Below are 15,927 nucleotides of genomic sequence, written 5' to 3'. Positions count from 1 at the left end.
GGGCGGCCCCATAAAAGGCCGCCCTTTTGGAGGGGAGTGGAGAGGGGAACGAGAAGTTCCCCTCTCCTTCTTTTCTTTCCCCGATTTCTTTTCGAGAAAAGAAATCGGGCGCTGTCCGCGCAGGACGCCCGCCCGGCGAGGGCAACCCCTCCGGGCTCCCCGGACAGCGAAAGAGCCGTTGCAGAGCATCCCGCCCTGCAACGGCTCTTTTAGTTCGGCTTAAAACTCCACGCCCTCCCGGGCGGGGGTGCCGCCATCAAAGGGGTGGCGGCGCTTGACCATCTCGGTGATATAGTGGGCCCGCTCGGAGAGCTCCGGGGCGGGGTCACGGCCGGTGATGACCACCTCGGTGTCAGGCGAGAGGCTGTCCAGCCCGGCGAGTACGTCGGAGAGGGGCACCATGCCGGTGCTGAGGGCGGCGCACAGCTCGTCCAGGATCAGAAGGTCCGCCGAAGCGCCCCGCCGGAAGGCGGTGTGCAGCAGTTCGGTCTGCCGCAGGCGCTCGGCGGCCTTCTCCGCCTCCGTCATACGAAAGGTGAATTTCATCGTCTCCGGGATGGGGAGAAGCTCCACAGTGGGAAGAGCCGCCAGCGCGGCGCGCTCACCGCTCATCCCGCTTTTCAGAAACTGGGTGATGACCACCCGCTTGCCGTGCCCGGCGGCGCGGAGTGCCAGGCCCATGGCGGCGGTGGTCTTGCCCTTGCCGTCGCCGCAGTAGAGATGGATCATAATTAGCGCTCCATGAACCGGGACAGGAACTCCCGGGTGCGGTCCTGCTTGGGATGCTCGAAGAGCTCCTTGGGCTCACCCTCTTCACAGATGACACCGTCGGCCATGAACACCACGTGGTTGCTCACGTCCCGGGCGAAAGCCATCTCGTGGGTGACCACCAGCATGGTCATGCCCTCCTTGGCCAGATCCCGCATGACGGAGAGCACCTCGCCCACCATCTCGGGGTCCAGGGCGGAGGTGGGCTCGTCGAAGAGGAGCACCTCCGGCTCCATGGCCAGGGCGCGGGCAATGGCCACGCGCTGCTTCTGGCCGCCGGAGATCTGGCGGGGCTTGGCCTTGATGTAGGGGGCCATACCCACCTGCTCCAGATACTTCATGGCGTTGGCCTTGGCCTCCTCATGGCTCTTTTTCAGCACCTTGGTCTGGCCCACCATGCAGTTTTCCAGCACGGTCATGTTGTTGAAGAGGTTGAAGGACTGGAACACCATGCCCACCTTGGAGCGGTAGGAGTTGGCGTTCACTTTTCCACCGGCGATGTTCTCCCCGTGGAAAAGGATCTCGCCGCTGGTGGGGGTTTCCAGCAGGTTGATGCACCGCAGCAGGGTGGACTTGCCGGAGCCGGAGGCGCCGATGATGGAAGTCACATCGCCGGGGCGGACGGCAAAGTCGATGTCTTTCAGAACGTGGTTGCGCCCGAAGGATTTGGAGAGGTGTCGGACCTCCAGAATGGTATCGTTCATTTAGCGGTCCCCCCTGTTCCGTCCGTACTTGAGCTCCTGCTCGGTGCGGTTGCGCTGTTCCTTGCTCCGCTCGTCAAAGGGCGTGCCCTTGGACGGGTGGCTGTAAGTGCCTGCGGCCATGATGAGCTGGTCGTTCTGCACCAGCTCGTAGCTGTCCGAGCCGTCCATGACCTTCTCCAGCAGCCGCAGCAGGAAGGAGGCGATCAGCGTCATGGTGAGATAGGCGATCATCTCGATGGCGGCGGAGGGGAAGTACATCAGATTCACGCCGGTGATGTACCGGTGGGCGGCGAAGAGCTCGGTGAAGCCGATGATGAACATGACCGAGGTGTCCTTGATGTTGATGATGAAGTTGTTGCCGATCTGGGGCAGAATATTGCGGAAGGCCTGGGGCAGGATGACACTGGTCATGGTCTGGAAGTGGTTCATGCCGATGGCCTTGGCGCCCTCGGTCTGGCCGGGGTCGATGGACAGGATGCCGCCGCGCACACTCTCGGCCATGTAGGCGCCGGTGTTGATGGAGACGATCAGGATGGCGGCGGTCCAGATGTTGTCAAAGCGCATGGTGTTGCTGGAGAAGTATGGGAGGCCGTAGTAGATGAACACGGCCTGGAGCACCATGGGGGTGCCGCGGAACACTTCCACATAGACCCGCACCAAAATGCGGACCAGCTTGAGCAGGAAGCGCTTGGGCAGGGGGTCGTAGCTGGTGTAGGGGATGGTGTTCAGGATACCGCAGGCCAGGCCGATGACGCAGCCGATGATGGTGGCCACCACGGCCAGCAGGACGGTGCTGCCCATGCCGCCCAGGTACGACTTCCAGTAGGCGCCCCACAGAAGGGCCATGTCCTGGCCCAGGGCAAGAAATCGATCCATGGTTTAAACCTCAGGCTGCACGGAGATGGCCTGGTCCATGATGGCGTTGAAGTCATCCACGGTCATGGTGGAGAGCACGCTGTTCATGGCGTCCAGGAGCTCGGTGTTGCCCTTCACGACGGACATGCCGATGTTGACGTTCTCAGCCCGCTCCTCCTCAGAGGCGAACTGGAAGTCGCCGTCGGTGCCGGAGAAGTTCAGGACCACCAGGCTGTCGTCCTTGGCCAAAGCGGCGGTGGCGGTGGGCAGGTCGGTGCAGACGAAGTCCACGGTGCCAGTCTGGAGCTGCATGATCATGGCGGGGGCAGTCTCCGCGGCGGCCTGGATCTGGGCGTCGGGGATCTGGGGCAGACAGGTGTCGTACCAGATGGTGCCGCTCTGGGCGGTGCACTTGCCGCCGGCCAGGTCGGCAATGGAGGTGGCGGAGGCGTAGGTGCTGTCCTTGGTGGTCACGCAGACGATCTCAGCGTAGTAGTAGGGGCCGGCCATGTCCACCTGAGCCATACGGTCGGCGGTCATGGACTGACCGGCGATGGCCACGTCGATGGTGCCGCTCTGCAGGGAGGGAGTCAGGGAGTCCCAGGCGGTGGAGACCACTTCCAGCTCCCAGCCGTTCTCCTCGCAGATCTTCTGGGCAATCATCACGTCATAGCCGTTGGCGTAAGAGCCGGGGACGTTCTTGATGGGCACGGCGCCATTGGAGTCGTCCATCTGGGTCCAGTTGTAGGGGGCGTAGGCGCACTCCATGCCCACGGTGAGGATGCCGTCCTCCACGCCGGAGCCGGTGACAGCGGCGGAGCTCACGGGAGCGGAGTTCTCAGGGGCGGTGGAGTCCTGGGGAGTGGTGGCGGTGCCGCCTCCGCAGGCGGTCAGGGACAGGCCCAGGGCGGCGCTCAGGGTCAGAGCTGCGATGCGATTCTTCTTCATGTTCTGTTCCTCCAGTCAGTTGTTACGGCTTTTTCTGCAACAAAAAAGCCACGAACCTTCCTGGTGGAAGCGTTCATGGCGACAAGAGCGATCCGCAGGAACTGCGGCGCTCAGGCGGTCAATGATAGCGCTCCACACCGTTTGTGGCAGTCCGTGAGATATTCTCCCACGGCCCAGGCTACCGCACCCCAGGCAGGAATACGGCCCTTCGGCGGAAGGCCCTTTCACCGGCCGGGTGCTCTGCCCGTGTGTGCCGGTTACTCATGCGCGTCCGCGCCTCTATCATTGCAGCGGGTTTCCCCGCGACAATCGGTTCTGGGGCGCATTATATCACCCTTATCTGTCAGCGTCAAGGCTTTTGGCTAAAATGAAGGAAAATTTGAACGGAATGGAGGCTTTTGAAGGAATTCCACCGCGGGAAGGGGTCAGGACTGGGGCGGGAGGAGGAGCGAGGTGCGGGTGAACCAGCCCTGGGGCTTGCGGCAGACGGGGCAGACCGCCGGGGCGGCTGTGCCCTCCACGATGTGGCCACAGTTGAGGCACATCCAGCGCTCCTGCTTCTGGGAGACGAAGAGGGCCTCCTGCTCCATGAGCTGGGCCAGGGTGGAGAAGCGCTCTCCGTGCTCCTTTTCCACCGAGCCGATCTGGCGGAAGAGGTGGGAGACGATGGGGAAGCCCTCCTCCTCGGCCTTGGCGGCGAAGCGGGCGTAGTCGTGCTCGTACTCCTGGAACTCGTTGTGGACGGCGGCGCGGAGCTGCTCCAGCACGTCGGGGAACAGGTCCACCGGGTAGGTGCCGTCCACCCGGATGGTCTGGCCGGAGAACTCCTGGAGCTGGTCGTAAAAGACCTTGGCGTGGGCCTGCTCCTGGTTGGCGGTGAAGGTAAAGACCTGCTCCAGCACGTGAAGGCCCTGCCGCTGAGCCAGCCCCGCGGCAAAGGTGTAGCGGTTGCGGGCCTGGCTCTCCCCGGCAAAGGCCCGCATCAGGTTCAGCCGGGTCTCGCTGTTGACAAATGTCGTGGACATACTGTTTCCTCCTGTAGGTTATGGATGAAAGCAGTATGCACACTTTTGTTTTCGCCTATACCCGGGGAGCCCGGAGGATTTGCGCTCGCCGCGCGGGCGTCCTGCCCGGACAGGGCACCGCTTTCTTTGCGAAGAAAGCGGTGGGAAAGAAAGCCCAGAGGGGGGATACCCCCCTCTGGACTCCCCCAAAGCGCATCCCGGCTTTCATTCTTCTGCGGCGGTGTTTCCTCAGCTGGGCGTGGCCAATTCCAGGCTTTCCGCCTATCCGGAAAGCGTTGTACCCTGGCATTCGGGGCGGCCGCAAAAAGGCCGCCCTTTTGGAGGGGAGTGGAGAGGGGAACGAGAAGTTCCCCTCTCCGCCTTTTCTTTTCCCCATTTCTTTTCGCGAAAAGAAATGGGGCTCCCGCCGAGTAGGCGGCCTGCGCGGCGAGCGCAACGATTCCGGGCTTCCCGGAAAAAACAGCCCCCCGCTCCGGAACTTCCGAAGCGGGGGTGTTCATGTTCAATAGGTGGACAGGGCCGGGTAGCGCACGCCGTTGAAATCCCGGTTGAGCCAGAGCGGGATGGGGGCACCGGTCTGGGCGGCATCCAGATAGGCGCAGATCTGCTTGGCCGTCTCAGGCACCACCCCCACCAGACGGCGGAGGATCTGACGGCTGGACTCTTCCGTCCCGGGGGCGGGCTCCCGGCGGAGGATCACCCCATCCAGACCCCGACAGGGGGGGATGTGGCGGAAGGCCCAGTTCATGAGCTCACCCCGGCGTTTGCCGTAGCCCATGGCGAAGAGAAGGCTGTCCCGCCGCATGGCCTGATAGCCCCGGCGCAGGTGCTCCGGTCCGCTGACGGCGAAGGCGGCGGCCGCCACTTCAAACACGGCGGGGTCGTCGATGGCGGGGAGGTACACCCGCCCGTGGACGGGGAGCCCCCGGCTCTCCATAAGCTTGCGGTCCAGCTCGGCCTCCATGGGGATGTGCTCCACTGGCCCTACGGCGGCCCGGGCGTTGATATAGCCGTGACAGGCGCTGTCCAGCGCCAGATGACAGAGGAAGCCTGCGGCGTAGCTCCCCGCCTGGGGCAGCCCCTCCCGGATGGCCAGGGCCAGGCGCTGGAAGGCGGGGGCGGCGTTCTCCCCGTGCATCTTCATGCCCTCCCGGCGGTAGGGGTTGGGCAGGGCCGGACGGTAGAAAAACAGCGGGTCGGGGCCCAGGCAGCCCAGGTGAAAGGCGGCCCGCTCCTCCCGGATCTGAGCGGCCAGGGGCTGGGGCAGGGACTGAAGTACCTTTCCGCCAAAAATGAGATGGGCAAAGTAGTTGGGCATGGAAGCTCCTTTCTGAACGGGGAACGCGGAGGGATAAGAGGCGGGATACCGCCTCTTTTTTAGTATACCACATGGAAGGAACGGTGAAAAGTGGGGAGACATCCCGGCGGTGCGCGGCATAGGATGGGCGGAACGGCGGGCCGCCCCAAACGGCCCGGAGCGAAAGGAAGGATGACATGGAGTGGATCGCTGGTCTGGCCGCGGCGCTGTGTTTTGCCCTGGCCTGCAATCTGGATACGGTGCTCCTGGCGGCGGGCTACGGGGCTAGGGGAGTGAAGGTGACATTGGCCCAGTCTCTGGTGCTGGCGGGGGTGACCACGGCCGTCACCGCCTGCTCCCTGCTGCTGGGGGACGCGGCGGCGGCGGTGCTGCCGGAGCGGGGGGCCCAGGTGCTGGGCGGCCTTGCCCTGGTGGGCATCGGGTGCTGGTTCCTGCTGGACTGGCTGCGGGGGGTGGTCCAGGGCGGGACATTGCCTCCACCCCCGGGCATCAGCGGCTGGGTGGCGCTGGCGGCGGCCCTGGCGGTGAACAACGCGGCGGCGGGCGTGGCCGCCGGAGCCGCCGGAGTGGGCGTGGCCGCGGCGGCGGGGAGCAATTTTCTGGTGACGCTCCTGGCCCTTCCCCTGGGGCGGCGGCTGGGGAACAGCGCCGGCGGGGGCTGGGCGCTGCCGGTATCGGGGGCGCTGCTGGTGGTGCTGGGGAGCGTTACGGTGCTGGGTTAGCTTGCGCAGCGGGCCGCGGACTGATACAATCAAGAAAACAAGTCCGAAAGGAAGCGGTACCTATGAACTGGACGGAGCGCCTGGGCGGAGCGGAAGCGGTCACGGCGGGCATTGTGGAGGAGTTCCGGGGCCTCTCGGCCCGGCCCCACGGCTCGGGCAATGAGGAGGGGGAGTGCGCCTATCTGATGGAGTGCCTGAAGCGGCTGGGCCTCGCGCCGGTGCGGGACGGCGCGGGCAACGTCATGGCCGACGTGCCCCCCACCCCGGGACGGGAGCAGGCCCCCCGGCTCATCGTGCAGGGACACATGGACATGGTGTGCGCCGTGGCCCCGGGGAGCGGCTTTGACCCCCTGCGGGACGGCGTGACCGTGATGACCGAGGGCGGGTTCCTCCGCAGCGACGGCCGCTCCTCCCTGGGGGCGGACAACAACCTGGGCAACGCCGTGGTGCTCTACCTGTTGGAAAAGCAGGTGCCCCACGGGCCGCTGCGCCTTCTCTTCACGGTTTCGGAGGAGGTGGGCCTAAAGGGCGCGTCCCAGGTGGACCCGGCCTGGCTGGCGGGGGCGGAGTATTTGCTCAACACCGACGGCTTCCACCTGGGTCTGGCGGTCACCGGCTCGGCGGGCGGACGGCGAGAGACCTACACCCGCCCCCTGGCGTGGGAAGCGCCCCGGGGGACCGAGGCCTTTGAAGTGAAGCTGTCCGGCGGGCTGGGGGGCCACTCGGGGGACGACATCCACCGGGGGCGGATGAACGCACTGCGGGCCCTGGCGGAGCTGCTGGAAGAGCTCCCCGCCGAGGTGGCCGACTTCTCCGGCGGCGTGACCCACAATGTTATCCCCGGTGAGGCCCGGGCGGTGGTGGTCCTGCCCGCGGGAGAAGAAAAAACGCTCCGGGCGCGGTGCGATGCCTTCCGGGAAGAACTCCTCAAACAATTTGAGACGGCGGAGCCCCATCTCTCCCTCACTGTCACCCCGGTGCCCTGCCCGGAGCAGGTGTGGAGCGGGGAGACCCGTCGGGCGGTGTGCGGCCTCTTGAAGAATCTGTTCCACGGGGTGTGGGCCATGCACCACGCCTTCCCGGAGGTGGTGGGGGCCTCGGCCAACGTGGGGCAGCTCTCAGTGGAACAGGGCGCCGCCACGGTGCGGGCCTTCGTCCGCTGTGCCCGGCAGGAGGAGGCCGATGCGCTCTTCGCCCAGCACGACGGCGCCGCCCGGGAGGCCGGCTTCACCCTGGCCCAGGTCAGTTCCTACCCCGGCTGGCCGGGGGACGGGGACAACCATCTGGTGCGCACCCTCTGCCGGGCCTATGAGGCGGAGACCGGCCGGACCATGGCGGTCACCGCCGTCCACGTGGGGCTGGAGCCCTCAGTGCTGGGGGCCAAGAACCCGGCCATGGCAATGGCCTCCACCGGCCCCGACATCCTGGACGCCCACGCCGTCACCGAGCGGGCGCCCCTGGCGGGCCTGCCCGACTACGCGGCCCTCCTGGCCGGGACGCTGGAACATCTGTAAAAAGAACGCCGCCCTTCCGAACCGGAAGGGCGGCGTTTGTATCAGGATTCCGTGGTGGGTACAGGACTTTCCACGGGGGTGTCACTGGTCTCGGGCTGGACGGAGACCTGCGCGGAGGGGTCCACCGACGGGCTGGCGCTGGCCTGGGCCTGCGCCTGGGCGATATACTCGTCCTGAACGGCGGTCAGCTTCTCGGAGAAGTCCTTGGGGTCGATGGAGACGAAACGATCGGCCTCCACCTTCACGTCGGCCTCGGCCACCCACTGCTCCACCAGCTGGTTCATCTTGTAGTTGGGGAAGTAGGAGCGGGTCTCCTCGGTGTCGGGGTCCACGCTCATGATGATGTGGTAGCCGAACTGGGTCTTGACCGGGTCGCTGATCTCGCCCTCCTCCAGGGCCAGGGCGGCGGCCAGGAAGTCGGCGTCGAAGGAGGCGCCCTCGTAGACCAGATAGCCGTCGGGAGCGGCCAGATCGCCGTTCTCGTCCCGGCCGTCCTCGCTGAGCTCGTTCATCTTCTCGTCGAAGAGAGCGGCGGGGTCGGAGGCGGCGCGGATCTCCGCCACCAGGGCGTCGGCCTTGGCCTTCACCTGGGCGGCCTCCTCCTCGGAGAAGTCCTCATACACAGGGTAGCCGTACTCATTGGTCTCCCCGGTTTCACGGCGGGTGGAGAGCAGGATGTGCTTGACCTGGTGGAGGCCCTCGGCCTCCAGGAAGGCGTCCATCTCCTCATCGGTGGGCACCAGGGGGCCGCCGTCCTCGGAGAGCTTGGTCATCAGGTTACTGGGGGCGTAGTTGAGCTTGCCCATCATGTCCCGGAAGCCCTGCTCCGAGATGGCCTGCATGTCCAGATACTGCTGGAGGGTCATGTTCTGGCTCTCCATGGTCTGGGCGATGGAGTCGATCTGGTCGTTGAGGTCGGTGGCCTGGTCCTCGGTCATGGCCTCCACGCCGTACTCCTTGGCCTTGGAGGCGATGACATAGTAGTACTTCAGGGTCTCCATGGCGTCGTCCTTCACGTACTGGGCAGCGGTCTTGCCGTCGGTCTCGGTCTCCCAGGCGGCGTCGTCGGCCAGGTTGCCGTACTGCTTCTGCATGGCGATGCTCTGGTTGAGCCAGAAGAGGTACTCCTCGGTGGTGACCTTCTGGCCGTTGACGGTCATGAGGGTGGTGTCCCGGGCGATGCCGGTGAGCTTGTAGGCCATATCGTCCGCGGCGGGCTTGCTCTCACAGCCGGTGAGGGCCCCGGTGAGCAGGGTCAGCACCAGCGCGCCGCTCAGGATGCGTTTCGCACAGTTCATGGATGTGGTATCCTCCTTTTTAAGCTTTCAGCTTTTCAAACTATACCACGCTTTCCGCTTGGGTACAACCAAAAATTGACGCGGTATCTTTTACGCGGAGACGGTCTTTGCATAATTCTCCACCAGCTTGCGGCCCCATTTGAGGGCGTCCTCCCCCTTCTTGAGGCGCAGGGTGATGCAGGGTTTGTCCCCCGGCGCGAAGAGCAGGCGGCCCCGGTATTTGAGGTCGGCGCACAGGGCACTCACCCGCTCCAGCTGGAACTCCCGCAGGAAGAAGCGCAGAGAGTCCCCCTTCTGGGTGATCTCGGCGATGCCGTTCTCCGAGGCGTCGGAGCGCAGCAGGGCCACCGAGATGAGGTTGTTCACGTTGCGGGGTGGATCGCCGTAGCGGTCGATGAGCTCGTCGATGAGGTCGTCGGCGTCCGCCTCGCTGCGGATGGCGGCGATGCGGCGGTAGAGGTCCATCCGCTCCTCCGGAGAGGGGACGTACCGGTCGGGGATGGAGGCCGACACCGTGAGGTCGGCGGAGCACTCGGTATTGCGGGGGATGGGCTCGCCCCGCTCCTCCAGCACCGCCTCCTCCAGGAGTTTGAGGTACATATCGTAGCCCACGCTGAGGAGGAAACCGCTCTGCTCGGGCCCTAAAATGTTGCCCGCGCCCCGGATCTCCAGGTCCCGCATGGCGATCTTGAAGCCGGAGCCGAACTCGGCAAACTCCCGGATGGCGGAGAGGCGCTTGGAGGCCACCTCGCTGAGGACCTTGCCCCGGCGGAAGGTGAAGTAGGCATAGGCCCGCCGGCTGGACCGGCCCACCCGGCCGCGGATCTGGTGGAGCTGGGCCAGGCCCATCTGGTCGGCGTCCTCGATGATGAGGGTGTTGGCGTTGGCGATGTCGATGCCGGTCTCGATGATGGTGGTACACACCAGCACGTCCACCTCGCCCTCGCTCATGCGGGTCATCACGTCGTTGAGCTCCTCCTGGCTCATCTTGCCGTGGGCTACGCCCACCACCACGTCCTCGCCCAGCATCTCTTTGATGCGGGCGGCGGTGCGGGTGATGGTGTCCACCCGGTTGTGGAGGTAGTAGATCTGGCCGCCGCGCTCCAGCTCCCGGCGCATGGCGTCCCCCAGCACCCCCCAGTCGTGCTCCAGCACGTAGGTCTGGACCGGCTGGCGGTCCATAGGGGGCTCCTCCAGGGTGCTCATGTCCCGGATGCCCGAGAGGGCCATGTTCAGGGTGCGGGGAATGGGGGTGGCCGAGAGGGTGAGCACGTCCACCTGGCGGGAGATCTCCTTCAGCCGCTCCTTGTGCTGTACGCCGAAGCGCTGCTCTTCGTCGATGACCAGAAGGCCCAGGTCCTTGAATTTCACGTCCTTCTGGAAGAGCCGGTGGGTGCCGATCAGAAGGTCGATGCCCCCCTGCTCCACCCGGCGGAGGGTCTCCTTCATCTGGGCGGGGGTGCGGAAGCGGCTGACCACGTCGATCTCCACCGGGTAGCGGGCAAAGCGCTGCTTGGCGGAGAGGAAGTGCTGCCGGGCCAGAACGGTAGTGGGCACCAGGATGGCGGCCTGTTTGCCGTCCAGGACGCACTTCATGATGGCCCGGAAAGCCACCTCGGTCTTGCCGTAGCCCACGTCGCCGCAGAGGAGGCGGTCCATGGGGCGGGGCTCCTCCATGTCGTGCTTGATCTCGGCGATGCAGCGGAGCTGGTCGTCGGTCTCGGCGTACTCAAACTGCTCCTCAAACTCGTGCATCCACTCCGAGTCGGGGGAGAAGGCGTAGCCCGGCTGGCGCTGGCGCTGGGCGTAGAGCTGGATGAGCCCCTTGGCCAGGTCCTTCACCGCCTTCTTGGCCCGGGTCTTGGCCTTCTCCCAGTCGGCGCCGCCCAGCTTGGAGAGCTTGCGCTTCTCCTGGGCGTCCTCGCCGCCGCCGATATACTTGCTCACCAGGTCCAGCTGGGTGGCGGGGACGTAGAGCGTGTCAGTGCCGGCGTAGGCGATTTTGAGGTAATCCTTCTCCACCCCGTCCACCTGCATCTTCACCATGGCCTGGAAGCGGCCGATGCCGTGGTGCTCGTGGACCACCAGGTCGCCGGGAGAGAGGTCGGCGTAGGACTTCAATTTGGAGCGGTTGGTGACGCTCTTGCGCTTTTTCTTGGCCGGAGCGCCGCCCCCCTCCGTGAGGATGGCAAAGCGCAGGTCGGGGAACTCCAGACCCGCCGACAGACCGCCCACCGCGATGACCGCCTTGCCGGGGGCGGGGAGCTCGTGGAGTTTGGTGTCCAGGGCGGTCTTGACCCCCTGCTCCCGCAGGAGGGTCTGCAGATTCTCCGCCCGCTGCTCACTGGCGCACAGCACCACCGAGCGGTACCCCTCGTCCATGTAGTGGGAAAGGTCGGACACCGCCGTCTCCAGGCTGGTGCCGTAGGAGGGGAGCTGCTTGGCCAGCACGGAGAGGAGCGTCTTGGGCCGCTGGGGGTAGGAAGAGGAGGTAAAAGAGTCCAGATAGACCACCGGCCAGTCCAGAAGGGTCTCCATCCGCTCCTCCAGGGGGGCGGCGAACTCCTCCACGTCCCCGGCCAGGGTGCCGTTCTCCACCAGGGCGGCCACGTCCTCTCCCAGCTGCCAGAGGTAGTGCTTGCCCCGCTCGGCCACCCGGCTGCTCTCGGAGAAGAGCACCACCGCGTCGGCGGGGAAGTAGTCGGCGGCGGTAGCCAGGTCCGGGTAGATGAGGGGGAGATAGCGGTCGATGGCGGGGAAGGAGGCCCCGTTCTGGAGCCGCTCCAGGTCCTCCTCCAGGTGGCCCAGCAGCACCGACTGGTCCCCCTTACGGCGGCGGACCCGGCCAATGAGTTTTTCCAGCGTGCCGCACAGGCCGCCCAGGCCCCCGGGGGAGAGCTGGGGCAGCACCTCGGCGGCGGGGAGGATCACCGCCTCAGAGACGTTCTCCACCCGGCGCTGGGTGTTGACATCGAAAAAGCCCATGGCGTCGATCTCGTCCCCAAAGAACTCGGCCCGGACCGGCCGGTCGTGGGCGGGGGAGAAGAAGTCCAGGATGCCGCCCCGCAGGGCGAACTGGCCCACGCCCTCCACCTGCTGGCCGCGGACATACCCCGCCGCAGTGAGGAAGGCCGTGAGCTGCTCCAGGTCCTGCACGTCCCCCGGGCGGAGGACCCGGGAGGACCGGCGGAGCACCTCGGGGGGCAGGGTGCGCTGCAAGAGGGCCTCCGCCGTAACGATGGTGACCGGGCTCTCCCCGGCGGCCAGGGCCCGCAAAGTGCTCAGCCGCCGGTGCTCCCACGGGCGGGACACCACCGCCGCGTGGTGGAAGATGAACTCCCGGGCGGCGAGGGTGCGCACCCCTTCTCCGGTGAGGGCGGCCAGATCCCGCTCCAGCCGCTGCCCCTCCTCCTCGTCGGCGCAGAGCACCACGGTGGGCCGTCCGGTCTCCCGGCGGACGGCGGCGGCCACATAGGCCCGATGGACCGGCAGAAGTCCCGAGAAGGCCGCCGGGCAGGCCCCCGAGTCGATGGCGGCCAGCAGCTGCTGCAATTCGGGTAAGTTCTTCAAAGCCTGTACCAGAAGCTGCACAGACCGCACCTCCTTTCTGAAAGGTAAAATATGGAATCTATAACGCGCAGAAAGCCCCCGCGGCCCGGCAGAGCCGGGGGGGTCTATCTACGCAAGTATAGCCCGATTTGTCCACATCGTCAAGGGAAGTTGGGGATATCTTCAACCATTCAGGGCCCAAACGCCGTAGTTGAGGTACCCAGCAAAGGTGACCCAAAGGAGGTAGGGGACCTGGAGCCAGGCGGCGGCGTGGCTGACCCGGGCGAAGGCGCGGATCATGCCCAGAATCAGGAGCCACAGCACCACCAGACACACTAGCGCCGCCAGATAGGCCCCTTTGCCGAAAAAGAGCAGGCTCCACACGAAGTTGACGGCCAGCTGGAGGGCCCAGAGCGCGGCGGCCCGCTCCGTACCCGGGCCGCCCCGGTTCACCACCAGGGCCAGGCCCACCCCCATGAGGATATAGAGCACTGTCCACGCCACGGGGAACACCCAGTCCGGCGGCGTGAGGGGCGGCTGGTTCAGAAGGGGGTACACCGCCTCCCGGCCCGCCCGGGACAGGGAAGTGGACAGCCAGCCCACCGCCAGGGCCAGCAGGGGAAAGAGCAGGAAATTCCATTTTTTCATGACTTCGGCTCCTCTCGGCAGAGTGCGGGGGAGGATTTCCCCCACTCTTTTGTATTCCCCGAAGCGGGCGGGCAGACCCGGCCGGTTTGCAATTTTCTGCCACCCGTGGTACACTCTCTCTCAGGGCTTTTCAGCCACTTCCTCACAGAGAGGATGAACACAATGGTCATTCAATGGAACGTCACCCTGCCGGAGCTGACCGGGGACGCGGAGCGCAAGGCCTACCTTTATCTGCCCGAGTGTTGCCAGAGGGACCCGGAGCTGCGGCTGCCGGTGCTCTACATGTTCGACGGGCACAATGTGTTTTTTGATTCCCACGCCACTTATGGCAAGAGCTGGGGCATGAAGGATTACCTGGACCGGACCGGGCTCCCCCTCATCGTGGCGGCGGTGGAGTGCAACCACAGCCCGGACAACGGTCGGCTGTCGGAGTATTCACCCTTCGACTTCCAGGAGGCGGGGCTTGGCCGCATCAAGGGCCGGGGAAAGGCCACCATGGAGTGGATGGTGAATACCTTCAAGCCCTATGTGGACGCCAATTTCCCCACTCTGCCCGACCGGGCCCACACCTTTATCGCGGGCAGCTCCATGGGCGGGCTCATGAGCCTCTACGCCGTGACGGCCTACAACGCCGTCTTTTCCCGGGCGGCCTGCCTCTCGCCGTCGGTGTGGTGTTCCCCCGGGCGGCTGGACAAGCTCCTGAAAGAGGCGCCTCTGGAGCCGGGCACTGTCATCTATCTGGACTACGGCTCCCGGGAGCTTCAGAACCACCCGGGCATGGTGCAGCGCTTCGGCAAGGTGGCCAGCCGCCTCATGGAGCGGGGGGCCTATGTGGAGGCCCGCATCGTCCCCGACGGGGAGCACTGTGAGGCCAGCTGGGAGAAGCAGATCCCCTTTTTTATGGAGACCCTTTTTTACGGCCTGGCATGACAAAACGGCCCGGGCAGTCCGCAAAGACTGCCCGGGCCGTCTGTTACTTTTTCAGCGCCTTGCGGATGAGCTCCTGCCCCTCGGGGGAGCGGAGGGTGTCCAGCACGATCTGCCGCAGCAGGTCCTGCACCGGCTTGCTGGCCAGCAGGGCGTCCAGCATGGGGCCCTGGGGCTCCGTGTGCTTGGGCTGCTTGGCGGGCTTGGGGGCGGGGGTGGGCACAAAGACCGGCTCCTCGTCGGGAGAGCCCACGGCGCTCATCCAGTCGTCCTGGCGGGTGCGGTCGCTGCTCTCGCCCCGCAGATAGAAGAGGGACACGCCGAAGTGGGCGGCCAGCTTCTCCTGCTGCTCCTTGGACGGGGTCTGGCGGCCGGTCTCGAATTTCTCGATGGAGCCCTTGGGGAAGCCCAGGGCGGCGGCCAGGGCGGGGCGGCTCAGGTTGGCCTCGGTGCGCAGGGCCTCAATGCGCTGTGCCAGTGTTACCATACAGATGACCTCCTCAGATACCCGCGGGGCACAGGCGCCCGGCGGGAGTATAGATAAAGAAAAATCCCTCTCCGAAAGGAGAGGGATTTGGAGCAGGTGACGAGGCTCGAACTCGCTACCTCCACCTTGGCAAGGTGGCGCTCTACCAGATGAGCTACACCTGCGAACGACAGGTGTTATTATAGCCGACAAGGGGGGACTTGTCAAGGGAAAATCCAAAAAAATCCCCGCTCCCTCTGCTCTGTCGGGAAAGGCAGGGCGGGGCAGCGCTTTTTTGTGCAGAAAGGAACTTGAAGCGGACAACCTTTTCCTCTATAATTTTGCTGATTTTGGGGAAAAGGAGCAAAAAACATGTATCGACTCATCGCGCTGGACATTGACGGCACCACCATCGACCGCAGCGGCCGGGTCAGCGCCGAAAACCGCGCCGCCATCCGGGAGGCTCGGGCGGCGGGGGCCACGGTGGTGCTGGCCACCGGCCGGTCCTGGCAGGAGGCCGCCGACATCGCGGCGGAGGCGGGCTGTGACGCCCCCATCGTGTGTCTGGGCGGGGCGGGGCTGGCCGACCTGGGGGAGAAGCGCCTGCTGGAGCACTGGGCCATGGCGGACGACGACGCCCTGGGCATCCTGGCGCGGCTGCAGGAGGAGGATCTGGGGCTGCTGGCCTTCGCGGGGGACCGCCTGGTGGTCAACGAGCGCTGTGAGGCGGTGTTCCGCCACTACCCCTGTCCGGCCTTCCACGAGCAGCGCATCCTGGTCCCCGATCTGCCCGATTATCTGCGGGAGCACGGGATGAGTGTGGATAAAATTTTTGCCCTGGGGAAACCGGAGGAGCTGCCCCCGCTGCGCCGGGTGGTGGAGGCCTGGGAGGATGTGTACATCACCTGCTCCGGCCCCGACAACCTGGAGATCCTCCGCCGGGGGGTGGACAAGGGGACCGCCCTCGCCGCCCTGGCCCGGCGGCTGGGGGTGCCCATGGAGGAGGTCCTGTGCATCGGCGACAGCGACAACGACCGGGGGATGCTGGCCGTGGCGGGCATGCCGGTGGTCATGGGCAACGCCGCGCCGGAGATTCAGGCTCTGGGCAGGTATGTCACCGACACCAACGAGCGCGACGGCGTGGCCAAGGCCATCCGGCATTTTCTGGCGTAAAAAAAGAGCGGG

Annotated in this window: 14 protein-coding genes, 1 tRNA gene and 1 riboswitch; of the genes, 4 read left to right on the top strand and 11 right to left on the bottom strand. The window is 65.8% G+C overall.

From position 1 onward, the window contains the following. Nucleotides 1-219: 219 nt before the first annotated feature. The 6 genes from B5G43_RS07900 to B5G43_RS07875 all read right to left on the bottom strand — a co-directional run bounded on the left by B5G43_RS07900 (nucleotide 220) and on the right by B5G43_RS07875 (nucleotide 5,618). Nucleotides 220-729, bottom strand: coding sequence for a cob(I)yrinic acid a,c-diamide adenosyltransferase (locus B5G43_RS07900; RefSeq protein ID WP_087260007.1), 510 nt, complete (start codon nucleotides 727-729; stop codon nucleotides 220-222). A 2-nt stretch (nucleotides 730-731) separates the two neighbouring features. Next, nucleotides 732-1,472, bottom strand: a complete 741-nt coding sequence (locus B5G43_RS07895) for an amino acid ABC transporter ATP-binding protein (protein WP_087260005.1) — start codon at nucleotides 1,470-1,472, stop codon at nucleotides 732-734. Next, nucleotides 1,473-2,348 carry an amino acid ABC transporter permease gene (locus B5G43_RS07890; protein WP_087260003.1) on the bottom strand — a complete coding sequence of 292 codons (876 nt, stop codon included), beginning with the start codon at nucleotides 2,346-2,348 and terminating at the stop codon, nucleotides 1,473-1,475. It abuts the gene before it with no gap. Between the two features lie 3 nt (nucleotides 2,349-2,351). After that, nucleotides 2,352-3,275: a transporter substrate-binding domain-containing protein gene (locus B5G43_RS07885; protein ID WP_087260001.1), complete on the bottom strand. Its 924-nt coding sequence runs from the start codon at nucleotides 3,273-3,275 to the stop codon at nucleotides 2,352-2,354. Nucleotides 3,276-3,392: 117 nt separating this feature from the next. Continuing rightward, nucleotides 3,393-3,565: riboswitch (Lysine riboswitch) on the bottom strand. Between the two features lie 135 nt (nucleotides 3,566-3,700). Then, nucleotides 3,701-4,300, bottom strand: a complete 600-nt coding sequence (gene rbr / locus B5G43_RS07880) for a rubrerythrin (protein WP_087259999.1) — start codon at nucleotides 4,298-4,300, stop codon at nucleotides 3,701-3,703. Between the two features lie 502 nt (nucleotides 4,301-4,802). Beyond that, nucleotides 4,803-5,618, bottom strand: a complete 816-nt coding sequence (locus B5G43_RS07875; RefSeq protein WP_158097381.1) for a zinc dependent phospholipase C family protein — start codon at nucleotides 5,616-5,618, stop codon at nucleotides 4,803-4,805. 176 nt (nucleotides 5,619-5,794) lie between these two features. On the opposite strand from B5G43_RS07875, the gene B5G43_RS07870 reads away from it, so the two are divergent. Both B5G43_RS07870 and B5G43_RS07865 read left to right on the top strand, forming a co-directional pair. Further along, entirely contained in the window at nucleotides 5,795-6,340 is a 546-nt protein-coding gene (locus tag B5G43_RS07870) for a hypothetical protein (protein ID WP_087259996.1), read from the top strand. A gap of 62 nt (nucleotides 6,341-6,402) precedes the next feature. After that, a complete protein-coding gene (locus B5G43_RS07865) occupies nucleotides 6,403-7,854 on the top strand; it encodes a M20/M25/M40 family metallo-hydrolase (protein WP_087259994.1) in 1,452 nt (483 codons plus the stop codon). Nucleotides 7,855-7,895: 41 nt separating this feature from the next. Here B5G43_RS07865 and B5G43_RS07860 read toward each other — a convergent pair whose 3' ends face one another. From B5G43_RS07860 to B5G43_RS07850, 3 genes are all read right to left on the bottom strand, one after another. Further along, a complete protein-coding gene (locus B5G43_RS07860; RefSeq protein ID WP_087259992.1) occupies nucleotides 7,896-9,152 on the bottom strand; it encodes a peptidylprolyl isomerase in 1,257 nt (418 codons plus the stop codon). Nucleotides 9,153-9,242: 90 nt separating this feature from the next. Then, nucleotides 9,243-12,743, bottom strand: coding sequence for a transcription-repair coupling factor (gene mfd / locus B5G43_RS07855; RefSeq protein ID WP_087259990.1), 3,501 nt, complete (start codon nucleotides 12,741-12,743; stop codon nucleotides 9,243-9,245). Nucleotides 12,744-12,884: 141 nt separating this feature from the next. Further along, on the bottom strand, nucleotides 12,885-13,349 hold the full coding sequence (locus tag B5G43_RS07850; protein WP_087259988.1) for a TspO/MBR family protein: 465 nt from the start codon (nucleotides 13,347-13,349) through the stop codon (nucleotides 12,885-12,887). 162 nt (nucleotides 13,350-13,511) lie between these two features. On the opposite strand from B5G43_RS07850, the gene B5G43_RS07845 reads away from it, so the two are divergent. Beyond that, nucleotides 13,512-14,279, top strand: coding sequence for an alpha/beta hydrolase-fold protein (locus B5G43_RS07845; RefSeq protein WP_087259986.1), 768 nt, complete (start codon nucleotides 13,512-13,514; stop codon nucleotides 14,277-14,279). 43 nt (nucleotides 14,280-14,322) lie between these two features. On the opposite strand, the gene B5G43_RS07840 is transcribed toward B5G43_RS07845, so the two are convergent. Further along, entirely contained in the window at nucleotides 14,323-14,763 is a 441-nt protein-coding gene (locus B5G43_RS07840) for a helix-turn-helix transcriptional regulator (protein ID WP_087259984.1), read from the bottom strand. Nucleotides 14,764-14,851: 88 nt separating this feature from the next. After that, nucleotides 14,852-14,927 (bottom strand) — tRNA-Gly (locus tag B5G43_RS07835). Nucleotides 14,928-15,114: 187 nt separating this feature from the next. Between B5G43_RS07835 and B5G43_RS07830 the strand changes: the two genes are divergently transcribed. Then, nucleotides 15,115-15,915, top strand: coding sequence for a Cof-type HAD-IIB family hydrolase (locus tag B5G43_RS07830; RefSeq protein ID WP_087259982.1), 801 nt, complete (start codon nucleotides 15,115-15,117; stop codon nucleotides 15,913-15,915). Nucleotides 15,916-15,927: the final 12 nt, after the last annotated feature.

It is taken from the genome of Flavonifractor sp. An92, from assembly GCF_002159175.1.
Classification (GTDB): domain Bacteria; phylum Bacillota; class Clostridia; order Oscillospirales; family Oscillospiraceae; genus Pseudoflavonifractor_A.
The sequence above is the reverse complement of the archived record's forward strand: the minus strand, read 5'-3'. Positions and strand labels throughout refer to the sequence as shown.

Excerpts from the sequence above, each read along its gene's own strand:
- B5G43_RS07860 (WP_087259992.1), bottom strand. The coding sequence starts at position 9,152 with ATGAACTGTGCGAAACGCATCCTGAGCGGCGCGCTGGTGCTGACCCTG.
- B5G43_RS07850 (WP_087259988.1), bottom strand. The coding sequence starts at position 13,349 with ATGAAAAAATGGAATTTCCTGCTCTTTCCCCTGCTGGCCCTGGCGGTG.
- B5G43_RS07865 (WP_087259994.1), top strand. The coding sequence starts at position 6,403 with ATGAACTGGACGGAGCGCCTGGGCGGAGCGGAAGCGGTCACGGCGGGC.
- B5G43_RS07890 (WP_087260003.1), bottom strand. The coding sequence starts at position 2,348 with ATGGATCGATTTCTTGCCCTGGGCCAGGACATGGCCCTTCTGTGGGGC.
- B5G43_RS07830 (WP_087259982.1), top strand. The coding sequence starts at position 15,115 with ATGTATCGACTCATCGCGCTGGACATTGACGGCACCACCATCGACCGC.
- B5G43_RS07885 (WP_087260001.1), bottom strand. The coding sequence starts at position 3,275 with ATGAAGAAGAATCGCATCGCAGCTCTGACCCTGAGCGCCGCCCTGGGC.
- B5G43_RS07840 (WP_087259984.1), bottom strand. The coding sequence starts at position 14,763 with ATGGTAACACTGGCACAGCGCATTGAGGCCCTGCGCACCGAGGCCAAC.
- B5G43_RS07870 (WP_087259996.1), top strand. The coding sequence starts at position 5,795 with ATGGAGTGGATCGCTGGTCTGGCCGCGGCGCTGTGTTTTGCCCTGGCC.
- B5G43_RS07895 (WP_087260005.1), bottom strand. The coding sequence starts at position 1,472 with ATGAACGATACCATTCTGGAGGTCCGACACCTCTCCAAATCCTTCGGG.
- B5G43_RS07845 (WP_087259986.1), top strand. The coding sequence starts at position 13,512 with ATGGTCATTCAATGGAACGTCACCCTGCCGGAGCTGACCGGGGACGCG.
- rbr (WP_087259999.1), bottom strand. The coding sequence starts at position 4,300 with ATGTCCACGACATTTGTCAACAGCGAGACCCGGCTGAACCTGATGCGG.
- B5G43_RS07900 (WP_087260007.1), bottom strand. The coding sequence starts at position 729 with ATGATCCATCTCTACTGCGGCGACGGCAAGGGCAAGACCACCGCCGCC.
- B5G43_RS07875 (WP_158097381.1), bottom strand. The coding sequence starts at position 5,618 with ATGCCCAACTACTTTGCCCATCTCATTTTTGGCGGAAAGGTACTTCAG.